Source organism: Blautia caecimuris (assembly GCF_024622975.1).
GTDB lineage: Bacteria > Bacillota > Clostridia > Lachnospirales > Lachnospiraceae > Blautia_A > Blautia_A caecimuris.
Window position 1 is genome coordinate 1 of sequence record NZ_JANJZT010000051.1, and the last position, 14,324, is coordinate 14,324.

19 protein-coding genes and 1 pseudogene are annotated in these 14,324 nt (G+C 36.5%); 1 reads left to right on the top strand and 19 read right to left on the bottom strand.

Annotated features, from left to right (window positions below; genetic code table 11):
* Positions 1 to 173 precede the first annotated feature (173 nt).
* The 5 genes from NSA57_RS18260 to NSA57_RS18280 all read right to left on the bottom strand — a co-directional run bounded on the left by NSA57_RS18260 (position 174) and on the right by NSA57_RS18280 (position 4,040).
* Positions 174 to 839 carry a PBECR4 domain-containing protein gene (locus NSA57_RS18260; RefSeq protein ID WP_257465711.1) on the bottom strand — a complete coding sequence of 222 codons (666 nt, stop codon included), beginning with the start codon at positions 837 to 839 and terminating at the stop codon, positions 174 to 176.
* Positions 840 to 1,527: 688 nt separating this feature from the next.
* Positions 1,528 to 2,718: a site-specific integrase gene (locus NSA57_RS18265; RefSeq protein ID WP_257465712.1), complete on the bottom strand. Its 1,191-nt coding sequence runs from the start codon at positions 2,716 to 2,718 to the stop codon at positions 1,528 to 1,530.
* A gap of 77 nt (positions 2,719 to 2,795) precedes the next feature.
* A complete protein-coding gene (locus NSA57_RS18270; RefSeq protein WP_257465713.1) occupies positions 2,796 to 2,999 on the bottom strand; it encodes an excisionase in 204 nt (67 codons plus the stop codon).
* A gap of 369 nt (positions 3,000 to 3,368) precedes the next feature.
* Positions 3,369 to 3,617, bottom strand: coding sequence for a helix-turn-helix domain-containing protein (locus NSA57_RS18275; RefSeq protein ID WP_257465714.1), 249 nt, complete (start codon positions 3,615 to 3,617; stop codon positions 3,369 to 3,371).
* Between the two features lie 3 nt (positions 3,618 to 3,620).
* Positions 3,621 to 4,040: an RNA polymerase sigma factor gene (locus tag NSA57_RS18280; RefSeq protein ID WP_257465715.1), complete on the bottom strand. Its 420-nt coding sequence runs from the start codon at positions 4,038 to 4,040 to the stop codon at positions 3,621 to 3,623.
* A 525-nt stretch (positions 4,041 to 4,565) separates the two neighbouring features.
* On the opposite strand from NSA57_RS18280, the gene NSA57_RS18285 reads away from it, so the two are divergent.
* Complete coding sequence (locus NSA57_RS18285) at positions 4,566 to 4,925, top strand: helix-turn-helix transcriptional regulator (protein ID WP_257465716.1); 360 nt, start codon at positions 4,566 to 4,568, stop codon at positions 4,923 to 4,925.
* 93 nt (positions 4,926 to 5,018) lie between these two features.
* On the opposite strand, the gene NSA57_RS18290 is transcribed toward NSA57_RS18285, so the two are convergent.
* The 14 genes and pseudogenes from NSA57_RS18290 to NSA57_RS18355 form a co-directional block, all read right to left on the bottom strand.
* Positions 5,019 to 5,249 carry a hypothetical protein gene (locus NSA57_RS18290; protein WP_257465717.1) on the bottom strand — a complete coding sequence of 77 codons (231 nt, stop codon included), beginning with the start codon at positions 5,247 to 5,249 and terminating at the stop codon, positions 5,019 to 5,021.
* Between the two features lie 119 nt (positions 5,250 to 5,368).
* On the bottom strand, positions 5,369 to 5,524 hold the full coding sequence (locus NSA57_RS18295; RefSeq protein WP_257465718.1) for a glycine zipper domain-containing protein: 156 nt from the start codon (positions 5,522 to 5,524) through the stop codon (positions 5,369 to 5,371).
* Complete coding sequence (locus tag NSA57_RS18300; protein ID WP_257465719.1) at positions 5,511 to 5,750, bottom strand: hypothetical protein; 240 nt, start codon at positions 5,748 to 5,750, stop codon at positions 5,511 to 5,513. Before NSA57_RS18300 ends, NSA57_RS18295 begins: the two co-directional genes overlap by 14 nt.
* Before the next feature lie 26 nt (positions 5,751 to 5,776).
* Complete coding sequence (locus tag NSA57_RS18305; protein WP_257465720.1) at positions 5,777 to 6,385, bottom strand: alpha/beta hydrolase; 609 nt, start codon at positions 6,383 to 6,385, stop codon at positions 5,777 to 5,779.
* Positions 6,386 to 6,517: 132 nt separating this feature from the next.
* Positions 6,518 to 8,320 carry an ABC transporter permease gene (locus NSA57_RS18310; protein ID WP_257465721.1) on the bottom strand — a complete coding sequence of 601 codons (1,803 nt, stop codon included), beginning with the start codon at positions 8,318 to 8,320 and terminating at the stop codon, positions 6,518 to 6,520.
* Positions 8,317 to 9,000 carry an ABC transporter ATP-binding protein gene (locus NSA57_RS18315; protein ID WP_257465722.1) on the bottom strand — a complete coding sequence of 228 codons (684 nt, stop codon included), beginning with the start codon at positions 8,998 to 9,000 and terminating at the stop codon, positions 8,317 to 8,319. Before NSA57_RS18315 ends, NSA57_RS18310 begins: the two co-directional genes overlap by 4 nt.
* A 71-nt stretch (positions 9,001 to 9,071) precedes the next feature.
* Complete coding sequence (locus NSA57_RS18320) at positions 9,072 to 10,109, bottom strand: sensor histidine kinase (RefSeq protein ID WP_257465723.1); 1,038 nt, start codon at positions 10,107 to 10,109, stop codon at positions 9,072 to 9,074.
* 8 nt (positions 10,110 to 10,117) lie between these two features.
* Positions 10,118 to 10,804 carry a response regulator transcription factor gene (locus NSA57_RS18325; protein WP_257465724.1) on the bottom strand — a complete coding sequence of 229 codons (687 nt, stop codon included), beginning with the start codon at positions 10,802 to 10,804 and terminating at the stop codon, positions 10,118 to 10,120.
* Positions 10,801 to 10,998: a helix-turn-helix domain-containing protein gene (locus NSA57_RS18330; protein ID WP_257465725.1), complete on the bottom strand. Its 198-nt coding sequence runs from the start codon at positions 10,996 to 10,998 to the stop codon at positions 10,801 to 10,803. Before NSA57_RS18330 ends, NSA57_RS18325 begins: the two co-directional genes overlap by 4 nt.
* A gap of 173 nt (positions 10,999 to 11,171) precedes the next feature.
* A pseudogene (locus NSA57_RS18335) lies at positions 11,172 to 11,279 on the bottom strand (conjugal transfer protein); the annotation flags it as partial.
* 16 nt (positions 11,280 to 11,295) lie between these two features.
* Positions 11,296 to 12,081 carry a MerR family transcriptional regulator gene (locus tag NSA57_RS18340; RefSeq protein ID WP_257465726.1) on the bottom strand — a complete coding sequence of 262 codons (786 nt, stop codon included), beginning with the start codon at positions 12,079 to 12,081 and terminating at the stop codon, positions 11,296 to 11,298.
* On the bottom strand, positions 12,074 to 12,985 hold the full coding sequence (locus tag NSA57_RS18345) for a DUF2268 domain-containing putative Zn-dependent protease (RefSeq protein ID WP_257465727.1): 912 nt from the start codon (positions 12,983 to 12,985) through the stop codon (positions 12,074 to 12,076). The genes NSA57_RS18340 and NSA57_RS18345 overlap by 8 nt, the downstream gene beginning before the upstream one ends.
* 262 nt (positions 12,986 to 13,247) lie before the next feature.
* On the bottom strand, positions 13,248 to 14,147 hold the full coding sequence (locus tag NSA57_RS18350) for a conjugal transfer protein (RefSeq protein WP_257465728.1): 900 nt from the start codon (positions 14,145 to 14,147) through the stop codon (positions 13,248 to 13,250).
* Positions 14,148 to 14,162: 15 nt separating this feature from the next.
* A partial coding sequence (locus NSA57_RS18355) for an NlpC/P60 family protein (RefSeq protein ID WP_257465729.1) occupies positions 14,163 to 14,324 on the bottom strand: 162 nt, incomplete at its 5' end.

A 14,324-nucleotide genomic window follows, 5' to 3' on the forward strand; every position in this document is an offset into this window, starting at 1 on the left:
AGAGCAGTTCCGATTTATTGCAGAACTGCTCTTTTTGTCAACTCTGAATCTGATACTTTCCTAATGAATTATATCATTTCCAGTTTTGTAAAGTAAATAGTTGCATTGAAATGTAACAAACAAATAAAACCATGATACTGTTTTGAAAAGCAGTAGCATGGTTTTATATTTCATTATAGATTTTCTCTATCTATCATATTTTCTATTGTTTCTGAGAAACAACACTCTTTCAAATCAATACATTTATCCAGTTTCATAAGATTTGTATATTTCTCGTCTGTATAATGTTTTGATATGACAGCAAACACTTTATATGTAGGCTGTGCTGTTACATCTCTAATATCCTTTTTCAGCAATGTATTCGGCACATTTAATTTCGTATTTTTATCTTTGACAAAACCAATACAACCACAGATATTTCCGGCAGCTTTTTCAGTAAACAATTTCGGTCCTCGGTCTGTAAATTCTCCTATCATTGTTACATTTTTCTTAATAAGCATCATCCGTTCCAATATATCTAACTTCTGTCCCGTAGAGCCATCTTTTGCAAAAGAAAAATCATTTTCCGTTAATCGCTTATCCAGACATTTCTGGTAAAAATGAATTGCAGAAGATGTATCTTTTTTATTCAATCGAACTCCTGTCAGATGTAAAAAATTGTATCTATGGAAGGCGACCTCATATCCTTGTACAGATGACAAAATCTTATTCCTTTCCTGTAATTGCTTGTTCACTTCTTTTGGTAAGCCATATAGGAACAAAACTTTCTGATCCTCAAGTTGTTCTTTATATAATTGTGCCGCTTTTGTCATAATCTGAATTGCACGTCTTTTGTCCATAACTTAATCCTTATCCTATAAAATTTAGAGAAGGGAATGTTCATGCCGCAGCACTAAACATTCCCTTCTCATGGTTGATTTTTCCGTTGTCTGCCAACCTCCAGCACCTTCGTCTGGAAAATATCAGGTTTTTCCGTTGCCTGCCAACCTCCGACACCTTCGTTCGGAAAACGTATCAGATTTTAGGTGTCAACCCACCGCTGATGCACAGCTTCTCTAATTACATTCTACACGAACTATGTGAAAAATGCAATTACAATTTTATCTTATGATACCCTGCTATATTTTATACATCATGCAATAACATAATATTTTGTTTTTCTTAATACTTTTACAAATTCTTCTACTGTCATATCTCCACACAAGAATTTTATTTAATTCTTTTCGCTCTGCTTCTTCACGATCATTCTTTTAACGTAATAGTTACTTTACTCTACTATTTCCTTTAATTTACTCATCAACCTGTTCAAATTTATATCCCTGTGGATTTCCATTACCATTCATTGTAATAAAAAAAACTCACTAAATTTCTGATTATCTTTTCATAAGTTGGTAAATGCCGATGTATCCCGTATTTTCGGGCTGTATGGGCATTTTCCTTTTGGAAGATACCTCGCATAAGCTGGCATTTACCAGCATGAAAATGCAACCAAAAGTAGTAAATAAGTAGTAAGATACATTTTCGATATTAAGAAGCCAGCCTTTCCAACTCTGCCTTTGCAGACTGGAAAGTACCGTGAGCATAATACCCTAATGTCATGGTTATGTTTGCGTGTCCCATGATGTATTGCAGGGTGTTAGGGTTCATTCCCTTATTTGCCATGTTCGTACAGTAGGTATGTCTGAATGAGTGGGGCGTGATGTTCGGCAACTTATCTTTATGAGTCTTGTTGTACTTCTTAATCAGTCCTCGCACCATACTTTCATAATTTCCTGCTACTTTTGGCAGTCCCTCACGGTTCAAGAACAAGAAATTGCTATAACCGTCTACAACAAGCGGTTGTGCTTTCCCTCGGTTCTTTAAAATTCTCTCAAGTGCTTGATATGCTCTTTCTGTCAATGGAAGCTCTCGCTTGCCGTTTTTTGTCTTAGGTGTGGAAATATAGTAGCCCACCTCTGTATCACGCAATAGCTGGTGGTCTATGTTAATCACACGGTTAAGCATATCAATGTGTGTTGTCAGTCCGCATAGTTCAGAAATACGAAGTCCCGTTTCCAGCAGAAGAATAACTTCATCACGATACTTGCTGTAAATATTATCCGTTTCCATAAATGCAAGAAGTTTTTCTTCCTGCTCTGGTGTCAAGATAACTTTAGGCTCTGTATCATCTTCCAGAACATCACTCAACTTGAAATTGAAAGGATTTTTTCTGATACAGTCGTCTTGTATCGCCATATAGAATGAAGCCTTTAAGGAGCGCTTATAGTTATCTATCGTCTTGTAAGAATAACCTTTATCATTCATTCTGATAGCCCATTCTTTAGCGTCAGACTGCTTGACCGTATCAATCACCCTCATACCCAATGGGTCATTTTCCAGTGCGTTCATAAGATACTGTCGTCCTAATTCTGTGTTTCGCTTGATGTTCTTTCTTTGATTGTTCTTCTTTGCATAAAGCTGGCAGACTGTCATTTTACCGCCGATAGTGTCGATACCGTCGTCAAGGTCTTTTTTTATCTGCTTTTCTTTTTCCCTCAACGATATATCATCACGTTTTCCAGCAGGTGTCTTGTCTGTGGGTACAAGTTTCCAAGCATATACAAACTGTGGCTTCCCGAATATATCGGTATATTTATAAACGTATCTTCCGTCTTTTCTCTGGCTCTCTCCAAGACGCAGGTTGCGTCCTTTACTGTCTTGTCTTTTCATTTTTGACATGGTGTAAAGCTCCTTTCCGTCATGGAATGAGCCGTGATACGCTACTAATATTATACCATATCTACGGCTCTAAGACATCAGATTTCGTCCAGTGTATCAATAATTTTTTCAAACTGTTTTCGCTTTATCTGAATACGGTTTCCATTGACAATAACCCAGCCAGAGTCCAAATTTTCCTCGGCAAGCCTACGCAACTTCTTTTCCCCAATACGAAAATATCGGGACGCTTCTTCTATACTAAGGGTATATTTTTCCCAAATCGGCACATCAGCATTGTTCATGTTGCAACACTCCTTTCTGTGTGTCTTATCGTAAGCAGACAGACGGCTTTGGAAAGCTCCGTTAGTATCTCAACTATTCCCATTCTTGTGGGCAGAACCGCACCATGCGGACGTATCATTATTCTGTGATAGCAGGTTATGGCAAAGCGACCATTCCACAAGTCGCTCTCGGATCACTGCGTGGGTCGCTCGCTTTCTTGTCGGAAAGGTCATGGCGTACAGTCCCCGTGGCTCGCTGTATCACAAACGTATCTGTCTGCTTTATTCAGTTTTCAAAGAGCAGTTGACGAAAGCATAAGCTTTCATGTATGAAAGCAGGAGCAGGGCAGGAAAGAGGATTTCATCAAATCACGCCCTACTGGTATCTGCTTATTCTTCTTCAAGTTCTATATCAATCTCAAAGTCCAAAATCATTTTGATTAAGGCTTCTCGAATACGTCCCTTTAATTCCATATCGACAACGATATAGACATTACTGTATTCATCATATAAAGGACGTAAACAGCATTTGGATATGTACGGGTCATAGAACGCCAGCAATTTCTCAATAGCGGTTTCGTCGCCGTCCATAGCTGATGAAATCAAATAATAAGACGGTTTCTTAAATCCTTGCTTCATTTTCTACTTTTCCTCCTTTAATAATTTTTTCATAGTGTCTAAAGCATGGTATCTGTTTCTGAATACTCCGCTTTGCGTGATATTCTGCAAATCTGCAATCTCTTTTTCTGTCATTTCCAAGAAGTAATACATCAGCAAAGTGTTACGCTTTCTTTCTGGCAGTTTCTTCAATGCTTCTGCCAGTTCGTCGTCAAGGATTTTAATATCCATGCCACACACATTAAAAATCGTGTAATCAGTTTCGTAGTCGTCCCATACAGCCAACTTTTCAACGACAATATCTGGAAGTTCACAAAATGGTACTTCTTTATTTTTTCGTCTTTTTAATTCCTGCTGGTAGTCCTTTACAACATGGCGGACAACCTTTTTTAAACAACTTTCAAAACGGCATTGAACTGTTTTCTGGAAGTCAGATGGTTTCATAATCTCACCTCCTTTCCGCTACGACGTGAAAAGTGTTTCTCCCTCTTTCCGCACCATATAGGGAATGAAAGGTGTGATTTAATGACCTCTTTTAAGAAAAAGTTGAATAAATCTGGGGGTAAAATAAAAACAGCCTGCTTGTGCGTTTCCACAAAAACAGACTGTTTTATAAATGTTATGAATATGAATTTTTAACTCATGTGTAGGGTGTGCTGATTGATGAACTATCCCACAACAAATATACGATTGAGAACAGCGTCGTGTTCTTATATGAGCAATCATAGTAAAGCCCCCTTAAACCAGAGCCATACCGTGATTTACCAATGAAAAAAGGACAGTTCTGGCAATATCCAAAACCGTCCCGTTATCATTTCAAGACGCACAAAAGCATATCATCAAGGAACGGTTTTTTTTTTATTTACCGAACACGATAATCACTTTTGAATTTTAAGTGCATAGTATATGCAGTTTTAACACATTCTAAATACTGAACATGAAGTATAAACTCATGTTAGGTGATTTAAAATGAGAAAAAATAAAGAAACACAAACGTATGATTTCAGACCGTTAGGACTGGCAATCCGAGAAGCAAGAGAGAAAGCAGGGCTTTCACGCAATGATTTAGGCGACAAGGTGTTCTATGGGGAACGCCATATTGCCGATATTGAAAATGTCGGTTCACACCCAAGTTTTCAATTATTCCATGATTTAGTTACCATGTTCAATATTTCTGTTGATGAATATTTCTATCCGCCAGAGAAAGTGGAAAAAAGCACAATCCGACGACAGACAGAAACATCACTTGACTTATTGAACGATAACGAATTGAAAATCATTCAAGGTACGATTGACGGTATCTTGAACAGCAGAGGGAACAAGAAGTAATCAAACTTTTTGTTTCCTTATTTTCTGCCTAAATCTCTTGTTTCGTTCGCCCTCTATTTACTGATCTGCTACGCAGGCAGTAAATAAAGGCTCTCACATTTTAAATCTTGATTTCTTTGTCATTGTATAAATGTATTCTTCTGGTGTAGGGCGTTTGTTTCCAAAGAGCTTTTTAAAATTTGCCTGCACCTCTGGGTCAGTGCTATTCATTTCATCATCAATGGTCGCTTGTATGTCAGCCCGAACATCAGCAACCGACCTACCGCCAGCCTTTGCCCCATTGTTAATAATTTTCTTTATATCTCTTTTTTTTAATCCTAGCATACAGTTAAATACCTCTCTTTTTCTTTGGCTCTGTTTTAAATCAATGTTGATATTTGATAGTTAAGAAAGTGGATATACAATGCATGTTCACTTTTCTCATATTAGTATTCAAATTCAATCTATTTTTTCTTTTTATAATCCAAAGCAAGACCAACAGCAACACCTAAGCATAGCCCTATGGGTATCTGCTTCAACACTACACCAAAGACAAGTCCTATTCCAGTGAAAAGCGGGAAGTAGTAATTTTTTTTATTTTTATCGTTAAATCCACCCATGAAAATTTCCTCCTAAATTTGTCACTTTGTAAATGTATTCTTCTGGCGTAGGGCATTTGTTCCCAAAGAGCTTTTTAAAGTTTGCCTGCACCTCTGGGTCAGTGCTGTTCATTTCATCATCAATGGTCGCTTGTATATCAGCCCGAACATCAGCAACCGACCTACCGCCAGCCTTTGCACCGTTTTTGATAATTTTCTTTATATCACGTTGCTTTAAACTTAACATTATAAATTTCCCTTTCAATTAAACCCCTATATACTTTCACATTGTTTTTTTAACCACTCATTTAAAAATAAAAGTTGTTCACAAGTATGGAACCAATGTTCACCATTTTTCATAATAGTAAACGAAGCATTATGGGTATTCACGAAGTTGTTTACGGTCTGAATATCTGTAAGATTGTCATTTTCGGCATAAAGTATTTTGGTTGGAACATTCCATTTGAGTGGATTATTTCTAACATAGCACAAAAACTCCCAAGAAAGAGTTTCTCCAAATTTTGTAGGAATTTCCTTTTGCTTTTGTAATTCTATTTCAGACACGTTCGCCCAATTCATCATAGTAAGGATAACTTTTTCCATATTCAATATCGGCGAAATGAATAAAGCTTTTTCTATACAGTAATTCTGTAGTGCATTCATTGCGAAATATGCGCCTATACTATTTGCAAGAATATATATCTTATCATATCGCTTACTTATTTCACTATAAGCGGCTTCTATTTCTTTCTTCACAATCCACGGCAAATAGTCATTATAATCAACTCCCACAATATCAAATCCTTTACAACTTTTTTGATACAGTTCAGCTTCCGTGTAGCTTCCCCCTTTGCCATGAATATATAATATTGCCTTTTTCAAATTCTTCTCCTCCTGTAAAACTAAGCTAAATTTTTGAAAAAGAAATCATCTAAACTTTGCTGTATAGTTATCGACAGTACAGGTATTCTATTCGATAACCATATCAGCATATCTTTAAAAAGTCATAAATACTTACAACTCATTGATTGTTTCAGTTACAGAAGTATTTTTTATTCTTCTGGTAGGGTTATGAACAGCAATGATAGACGCACCAACAACGAATATCAATATCACTATTAAAGAAACAACTGGAATGCTCCATACAGCATATGGAAAATGTGGTGTAATCAAAATATCATACAAAAATTTACTAATCAATAAACCAATACTACAACCCACAATACAGCCGACAACCGCATAGGTAAATGCTTCGGAAGCAATCATTTTTGTTATCTGTCGTTTATCCATACCAACAGCCCGCATAGCTCCATATTGTTTTATCTTCGCCGATACGCTCATGGAAATACTGTTCATAATATTTAGTACAGTAACAAGCGTAATGATTGCAAGAAAACCATACACAAAAGTAACAAAAGCCATATAGGTACTTGTTGTACGCTGTTCCCGTTTGTCATGGAATGTGGCATCATCATTTACAATCTGCCTGATTGCTGTTACATCTTTATCTGTTGCATTCTTAGTTGTCTGTACCATGATAAGAGAATAGTCTGCAATGCCTGTTATACGGTTAAAAGTTTCTCCAGATGTAATCAATGTCAGTTTACCGTTAGTGCTTCCGTTCTCACTGAACGGATTATACTTCAACATACCAGCGATTTTTAAGGTATCACTACCTACGGTAACGGTATCGCCTAGTTGTAAAGGCAGGCTCTCGTCATAAATTGTAAGAACATAGTTGCTGTTCCCATAGACTTTTGAAAGGTCACTTCCAGCTTTAAGCTGTTTATCTTTAGACAGGCATTCCAAATCAAAATCATCATAGGAAATCAAGTCTATCTTATCTGTATGATTAGAAATTTTTGCTGAAACGTCTAACAGACTTCTTCGTCCAAATACTTCTTTAACACCTTGCATAACGCTTATTTTTTCCAACAACGCAGGATCTATGGAATTTGAATTATCATTGCTTGAAATATTGATGTCAGAAGTATTTGAAGATTGTGGCATAAGATAGCCTACAAAATCAATTAAAACAGTAAAACTCAAAAACAAAATGATACTAAGTGCAAAAGACCCTGTCATAAGAATAAGGTTTTTCTTAGCAGATACGGCATGATGAATGCCAAGAGCCGTTTCAATCTTAAATATATGGGGATTGACAGGTTTGTTAATACTCTGTGTATTTTCAGCATTTCCCGATACCGCTGATACAGGCGACACTTTAGAAGCTCGTCTGGCAGGAGAGTTTGACGCAATCAATACTGTAATACCCCCAACAATCGTACCACATAAAATTCCAATTACACTCACGCCAAATAAAGGCATGGTCGAAAATTCTCCTGCGACACCATATCGTAAGAAAGCACATAGTCCCCATGTGATGATAATTCCAAACACAACACCAACTGGAACAGCAGTTTTGCACCAGTTGAGAGCTTCCAATCTGACAAATCTTTTTATCTGTTTCTTGCTCATACCGATACAACGCATCATACCAAAAAATTTTGTCCTTTGAGCTACATTGCTGTTGATACTGCTGGAAATCATCAATACACCGGCAATGAGTATCATTATAAATAACAGTATTGCTGCTAAATATAAGGTCTGTACCGTAGGGTTACTACTCATTCCTTGTAGAGCTTCACTTCCGTGCTTGCCGACCAGACGCTCCATTTCCATTCTAACCCCCATATCCGCCATACTGAAAACTGCGGTTACAAGGAATACTGCAAAAATAATACAGAGTAACGTCATACGGTTTTGTCGTCTGTGGACTTTTGCGGATATAGGAATTAAGCTAAGATAGCTTTTCATTTGCGACACCTCCCAAAATCCGTCAACACACCGTCAGACACCTGCAAGATACGGTCTGCTGTCTGTGCAATACTTCTACTGTGTGTAATCATAACAATCGTTTGCTCATATTTTTTTGCGGCTTCTTTAAGAAGTGTGATTACCTCACTACTGTTCTGGGTATCCAAATTTCCTGTTGGCTCATCAGCAAGGATAAGTGCTGGTCTTGTAATCAACGCTCGTCCGATTGCCACACGTTGTTGTTGTCCTCCAGATAATTGACTAGGCAAATGGTTACGGCGTTCTTTTAAATGAAGTACCGTCAATAATTCTTCTAAATATTTTTTATCTGGTTGTTGATAATCAAGCAATATAGGAAAGATAATATTTTGTTCAACGGTCAATTCTGGAATAAGATTGAAACTTTGAAATATAAACCCAATATTCCTACGACGAAAGACAGTTAAGTTTTGCTCTTTCATTTTGAAGATGTCGTTTCCGTCAATATATACTTTCCCAGATGTGGGAATATCTAAAGCACCTATCATGTTCAATAGGGTACTTTTTCCAGAACCAGACTCTCCTACGATTGCGACAAATTCTCCTTTTGGCACGGAAAATGAAGCGTCCCTTAATGCGTGAACAGCCGTATCTCCACTGCCATAAGTTTTAGAAATTGATTCTACTTCTAATAAATTCATTTCATATACACCTCTTTCGATTTTATATGGAAAGTCTAACACGCCAACATTACTCCAACACGACAATAAGCCTACAGTTTTGTAGGAATTAAGAAATCCATTACAAATGTCGTTCCAACATTTAATTCGCTATCTACTCTAATTGTTCCACCATGAGCTTCAATAATAGATTTTGCAAGTGATAACCCAAGACCAACTCCCTGCGTGTCTTTAGAAAATCGACTGCGGTAAAATCTTTTAAATATGAAATACAAATCTTCCGGGTGAATACCACAACCATTATCTTTTATGATTATCTGAACGATTGACGCAAACTGTTTCCATTCAATAGAAACAGTGTTACCTTTTTCTGTATGGTCAATCGCATTTTTTACAATATTACTGATTGCTTCCATAAACCAATTACGGTCGCATAATAAAGTAACCGTGTCATCGCCTGCAAGTATCAATCTTTTTTCTTCTTGCTCAATGCGGTAATGAAAACGCCTTTCAACATCACTTATCATATCAGAAACATTCTCATTGTTTTTTTCCATTAAGACCGTGCCTGCGTCTAATTTTGTAATTTTCAATAGGTTCTGTACCAATGTTTCAATCCTATCTAATTCTTGTTCTGAAAGTGCAGTAAAATCTTTGATTGTTGATAAGTCTTTCGCTTCCTCTTGTATAATGCCGTGATAGACATTAAGAGCGGCAAGTGGTGTCTTTAACTGGTGTGAAATGTCTGAAAGAGTGTCCCTTAAAAATAATTTTGATTTCATTTCCTTTTCTGTATGGGCATTTAGGATTGATACTAAGGAATTGATTTCATGGAACAAAAGGTATAATTCTCCCTCATCGTTACATTCAATGCGTGAATTTTCATTTCCAGATGTATATTCTTTCATCTGTGTAATCGCATGTTCCATAAGTTTACTCTGGTTGCGAAAATACCAATATCCAGCTATTAAAATGAGCATACCCATGATAAGGGCAGATACCATGATATAGATTTCCGCATGATCTATCGGCAAAGCGATTAGAACTACGGAAATAAGAATAAATGCAATGATACTTCCCAATACCATAATAAAAAACTGTCTGATTTTCTTATTTACTAATATCTGCATAGTGCACCTCAATCCATAGTATTCCATTTATATCCCATGCGACGAACAGTTACAATCTTGTTCGGAGTGCTTGGCATATCCTCAATTTTAGTGCGAAGTCTGCGGATATATACAGTCAAAGTATTCCCATCTATATATTTTTCATCACAATCCCAAAGCTTACTTAAAATCTGTTCTGGCGATAGAACTATATCAGGATTTTCCATAAACAGGCACAACAGCTTATATTCGTTGGCAGTCAAATCTATCGGTATACCATCTTTATATACTCCTGATTTCAAAAGCTCCACCTTAATACCGTTTGAGCATAACTCCGTATTCTGTTGGCTGAAATTTTCACTTCTACGGAATAGGGCATTTATTCTGGATAGCAATACCGCCAACTTAAAAGGTTTTGTGACATAGTCATCGCCCCCTATGTCAAGTCCCATAATAATATCCATTTCCTCATCAGCCGCAGTCAGAAATAGAATAGGCACTTTTGATGTTTTTCGGATTTCTCGACATAAGTCATAACCGTTACCGTCTGGAAGTGATACGTCCAGAATAACCAAATCATATTTTCCGTCCTGCCATAGTTTATGTGCTTCTAAGACTGTTCGGACAATATCTACTTCGTATCCTTGTTTCTTGATAGCAAAAGATAGACCGTTAATTAAACTCAAATCATCTTCAACAAAAAATATATGTTTCATTCTTTAACACCGTCCTTTTCATATTTATGAATATACCGTTTATCAATGGGCTTTTCTGCGGTTTTGGGTATCAGCCACATACGGTTAATACGAATAACACCTTGAATACGATTATTAGAACATAATATTTGTACCCTACGCTCTGACAATCCCCATTTTTTTGCTGTTTCTTTAACACTCATATAATCAAACATAAAAATTCCTCCCTAATCTATAAGTCTGATTATAGTTCGCGATAGCGAATAATGCAAACAATATGATAAAGCTAGTTGAACAGCAGAAAAGTAACAATAGGACAGTTGCACTCTATACATACCTACATTGAAAAGCGTGCATATCTCATATAAAGAAATGCACGCTATAATCATTATCCTACAATCTTCCAATTGCTATCCTTATGTAACACAAGTGCAAACGGTGAAACTAAAGTTGTCTTTGTCTGATTGTCTATAAATTTCACGGCAACCTTGACCTTTTATAGTGCAGGGGGGTTAATACTGATTATTTGATTTACTTAGATTTTCACAATAAACCTCGATTGCTTTACTGAAAAATCCAGCCAGATTATCACGTCCAAATCTATTTATAAAATCTGTAAATCTTTCATCAGTAATATATAGAACACCCAAATAAGATAAAATTTGCTCATTACACTCATAAAAATGTTCAGAAATATATTGTTGCCATTCGCATACGATTGACTGTACTTCCGGGCAATCAGCAGAATCATTTTCATACATAGACAACTTTTCAAAAATACTTTGTGCCGTTGAATAAAAGTTCTCCATTTGTTCATTTTGGATTTTTTCTGCTTGTGGAGAAAATACAGTTTCAAACTCTTTGAATGCTTTTGTATTTTTCCAACGTTCCAATACTTCCGCTCTGAATTGTGCTTGCAGTTCAACTATTTTTTCGTTTGAAAATGCAGAAAATGTAAGTTCTTTTGCTCCCTCAATTTCTTTTTTTACAAGTGCAATCAACGCATTGATTCGTTCTTTTTGAGCTTCCAAAATTACCAAATGTTTATTTAATACGTCTGTACGGTTGTAATTCGGAGTATTAAGCAATTCTTTGATTTCCTTTAATGCAAATCCAACTTCTCTGAAGAATAAAATTTCTTGAAGTTTGCTTAAATCCTCGTCGGTATATTGACGGTACTTTGCTTTCGTTATAATAGACGGCTTTAACAGATCAATTTCATCGTAATAATGAAGTGTTCGAGCTGTAATACCAGTCAACGCAGCAACTTCATGAACAGCCATGGTTCTTTTATTCATTCCAAAAATCCTCCGTAGCGTCTAAAATTTCTTTGGCTGGCAATAATGTTGCTTCAACAATACTTTTTCCTGTTTTTTGCAAATAATGTTTTACTAAATGATAGCCACAAGCATATCCAGCACAATACGGCAAGCCAACTTGAGGATAATTTTGTAATGCCGCCATTTCATCACCATAAAGATAAGCATTAAGATTTTCTAATCCCTGAACATTTAATCCGTTATAAATAATAGGTTTAATACTTTCATTTAAAGTTTTTAAATCTGTCTTTGTTACCCAAGGACCTGCGTTATCTTTGCCATATAATGAAGTGGCAAAATTTTCTGCTAATCCCTCGCTAATCATCATTTCCCCAAGTGTAATATCGTTTCTCCATTTAATAAATTGAAAGCGCACATTATGATTTGTTTCGTGTGCCAATGCTACTGGAAGATGAGCTAAAGTATATTCATTCGGGATTAACCAAGAAAAAATATATCCCGGAATACCACCATCTCCACAATAACCGTCATTTAGTATGATATAAGGACTTTCGCTGTTTGCAAGTAAAATCGTGAATAGATACTCTTTGACAGGTAACTCTATTCCTTGTTCATTAAAGCAATTTAAAGACATTTTAATTGATAATTCACACTCTTTCCAAAGCTTATCATTTGAAATAAGGTCAATATTATGTTTTTGTGTTTCGTTTACCTGAGTTGGGGCGATATGTCCAAGCATTCCGCTTGCCATGATTACATCATACCCATTAGGTGTAGCAGCTTTCATAGGGACGCTATAACAAGCCCACTTTTTTTCAAATGGCAACATCAATTCATAACGATAAATATCATTTTTGTTTTTTAGAGGTGCTCTCATAATTTTTGAGTAAACATCATCTGAACGTATTGCAGATATTTTCATACATCTTGCTCCTTTCTTATTTTCTATTCCTAAGATAAACTATTACGTAACGTGAAAGTCAAGAGCCAATCTAAAAATATTTCAAAAATTTGAGCCTATTATAGGAACTATTTAAGTCAAATGCTTGTATTTCCTGTGAATATTTTTTGTTTTTTTATCATACCGGAGAGAAAAAGGAAAATAAAAATAGTTAAATACTTACTAAAAAGGGAATGCCTAATAATAACAAATGCTAGTATAGACTTTCCCTTTTGATGAATGATTAGTAGACAGCTACAATCTTCCAGTTGCTATCCTTATGTAACACAAGCTCAAACTGTGATACCTGCGTTGCCTTTGTCTGATTGTCTATGAATTTCACGGCAATCTTGACTTTCACATTGTCCCCGTCCTTTGTGAAGATAGGATTGACTAATTCAGAATAGAGGTAGTCTCTGCCGATAGGTTCAAGTACATTGCCAGCTACATAGTAGGCAAGTTCCTTTTCTGTGGCTGTCGGATACAGCTTAAAGAATGTTTCTAAAAATGCCGTAGCGTCATTCACTGTATCAGCGTCCACGCTTGCGTCAGCTTCTTGTGCCTTTGGTTCATAGGTTGATTTCTCAACTGCTGGTGCAAGGGTCGGGTTCTGCACGATTACCATATCGCCGTCTTTATCCACATGGACTTTGACGGTGTAGGTTGCCTTGACATTATTTGTCTGTTCGCCCTCTTTTATCTGCTGATCTACTTCGTAGGTAGCGATAAAATCGTCTGTTCCCGACTGTTCTATCTCCCAAATCAAAACATTTGTAACTACGGAGCTGGTCGGTATATCTGTTCTTATGGTATCAAGGTTCAAGTCCTGCAATTCCTTTGTCAGATAGTTGCTGATTGCCTGCGTCCTTGCTTCGATAGCTTCCTTGCTGTTATCCCATGTGTAGTAGGACTTGCAGAAGTTCTTCACGAAATTTTCAATCCCGTTGGTGTCATTTAATCGAAGCTGAATGGTTTCTGTTTCATGTACCGTGTGCATATCAATAGCGGTAAAGTTCTTATACACTCCAAAGCTCACACTTGCGATAAGCACTACCCATAATGCAATCACAGATTTCTTATGTGTGCCTACTTTGACAGTACGCACCTTTTTTTCTTTTACTGGTTTTTCTTTCTTTTTAAACATGGTTTCCAATCCTTTCTACTGTTTTATTCTTCCAGCACCTATCAAGTGCTGTTGCCAATATGAATTATTAAGGTTGGCATATCCGATAGGGTCGCCTGCATGATACATCTGATTATTTCCTACATAGTAGAGTAGGAAAGCACCGCCTTTCCTTATTTCTAGGGTAGGTTTGTGCAG

What these genes read in the sequence shown, in the direction of transcription:
- NSA57_RS18325 (WP_257465724.1), bottom strand. Translation starts at nt 10,804, where the DNA reads ATGAAACATATATTTTTTGTTGAAGATGATTTGAGTTTAATTAACGGT.
- NSA57_RS18295 (WP_257465718.1), bottom strand. Translation starts at nt 5,524, where the DNA reads ATGGGTGGATTTAACGATAAAAATAAAAAAAATTACTACTTCCCGCTT.
- NSA57_RS18315 (WP_257465722.1), bottom strand. Translation starts at nt 9,000, where the DNA reads ATGAATTTATTAGAAGTAGAATCAATTTCTAAAACTTATGGCAGTGGA.
- NSA57_RS18270 (WP_257465713.1), bottom strand. Translation starts at nt 2,999, where the DNA reads ATGAACAATGCTGATGTGCCGATTTGGGAAAAATATACCCTTAGTATA.
- NSA57_RS18290 (WP_257465717.1), bottom strand. Translation starts at nt 5,249, where the DNA reads ATGCTAGGATTAAAAAAAAGAGATATAAAGAAAATTATTAACAATGGG.
- NSA57_RS18275 (WP_257465714.1), bottom strand. Translation starts at nt 3,617, where the DNA reads ATGAAGCAAGGATTTAAGAAACCGTCTTATTATTTGATTTCATCAGCT.
- NSA57_RS18320 (WP_257465723.1), bottom strand. Translation starts at nt 10,109, where the DNA reads ATGCAGATATTAGTAAATAAGAAAATCAGACAGTTTTTTATTATGGTA.
- NSA57_RS18345 (WP_257465727.1), bottom strand. Translation starts at nt 12,985, where the DNA reads ATGAAAATATCTGCAATACGTTCAGATGATGTTTACTCAAAAATTATG.
- NSA57_RS18350 (WP_257465728.1), bottom strand. Translation starts at nt 14,147, where the DNA reads ATGTTTAAAAAGAAAGAAAAACCAGTAAAAGAAAAAAAGGTGCGTACT.
- NSA57_RS18265 (WP_257465712.1), bottom strand. Translation starts at nt 2,718, where the DNA reads ATGTCAAAAATGAAAAGACAAGACAGTAAAGGACGCAACCTGCGTCTT.
- NSA57_RS18310 (WP_257465721.1), bottom strand. Translation starts at nt 8,320, where the DNA reads ATGAAAAGCTATCTTAGCTTAATTCCTATATCCGCAAAAGTCCACAGA.
- NSA57_RS18280 (WP_257465715.1), bottom strand. Translation starts at nt 4,040, where the DNA reads ATGAAACCATCTGACTTCCAGAAAACAGTTCAATGCCGTTTTGAAAGT.
- NSA57_RS18330 (WP_257465725.1), bottom strand. Translation starts at nt 10,998, where the DNA reads ATGTTTGATTATATGAGTGTTAAAGAAACAGCAAAAAAATGGGGATTG.
- NSA57_RS18300 (WP_257465719.1), bottom strand. Translation starts at nt 5,750, where the DNA reads ATGTTAAGTTTAAAGCAACGTGATATAAAGAAAATTATCAAAAACGGT.
- NSA57_RS18260 (WP_257465711.1), bottom strand. Translation starts at nt 839, where the DNA reads ATGGACAAAAGACGTGCAATTCAGATTATGACAAAAGCGGCACAATTA.
- NSA57_RS18340 (WP_257465726.1), bottom strand. Translation starts at nt 12,081, where the DNA reads ATGAATAAAAGAACCATGGCTGTTCATGAAGTTGCTGCGTTGACTGGT.
- NSA57_RS18285 (WP_257465716.1), top strand. Translation starts at nt 4,566, where the DNA reads ATGAGAAAAAATAAAGAAACACAAACGTATGATTTCAGACCGTTAGGA.